Source organism: Loktanella sp. DJP18 (assembly GCF_049310965.1).
Taxonomy (GTDB): domain Bacteria; phylum Pseudomonadota; class Alphaproteobacteria; order Rhodobacterales; family Rhodobacteraceae; genus Loktanella.
The window spans coordinates 1-746 of the sequence record NZ_JBMERN010000371.1; the positions used below are offsets into that span (position 1 = coordinate 1).

The window sequence follows — 746 nt, forward strand, 5'->3', positions numbered from 1 at the left end:
TTGGTCGACCCGGAAGCGCTTGCCCGGATCCTGTCAGTGGTGGACGGTCAATGATCGCATTTCCGGCGGGCGTGAAGGTTTGGATCGCGGGTGGCGTCACCGACATGCGGCGTGGCATGAACACCCTTGCATTGCAGGTCCAGCAAGGCCTCGGGCGCGATCCGCATGCCGGGGAGATATTCTGCTTCCGAGGGCGCAAAGGCGACCTGGTCAAGATTTTATGGCATGATGGGGTCGGCACATCGCTCTATCTGAAACGCCTTGAGGCAGGTAAGTTTATCTGGCCAGTCAGCCGCACGGGCGACGCGGTTCAGATATCCGCAGCCCAGCTCGGTTATCTTCTGGAAGGAATTGACTGGCGCAATCCGCGTTGGACACAACGCCCTGCAAAGGTGGGGTAAATCGCGCTTATAGCCCTGTTTTGCATGGGCATTCGTAAGCCGGCATGGTAGATTATGACCATGTCAGATGCCGCATCCGAGCTCGAGAAACTGCGCGCCGAACTGGCCGCTTTGAGGTCCGAACTGGCCCGCTCGAACGCCGTTGTGTCGGCGTCCGAGGCGCTGGATCGCGGGCCTCAAGCTCGAGATCGCCATGCTCAAGCGCGACAAGTATGGCCGCAGCGCCGAACGCACCGCCCGGCTGATCGACCAGCTCGAGTTGCAGCTCGAGGAACTTGAAACCGCTGCGGCGGAGGACGCCATCCGCGCCGAGCAGGCGGAGGAGAAGGCGACGAAGGTTCTCAG

1 protein-coding gene and 1 pseudogene are annotated in these 746 nt (G+C 61.3%); both read left to right on the top strand.

The window, feature by feature from the left end; translation table 11 throughout:
• Positions 1-401, top strand: a 401-nt coding sequence (gene tnpB / locus ACOI1H_RS25965; protein ID WP_422441239.1) for an IS66 family insertion sequence element accessory protein TnpB, incomplete at its 5' end; no start/stop codon positions are given.
• A 60-nt stretch (positions 402-461) separates the two neighbouring features.
• Positions 462-746 (top strand): annotated as a pseudogene (locus ACOI1H_RS25970) (IS66 family transposase); the annotation flags it as partial.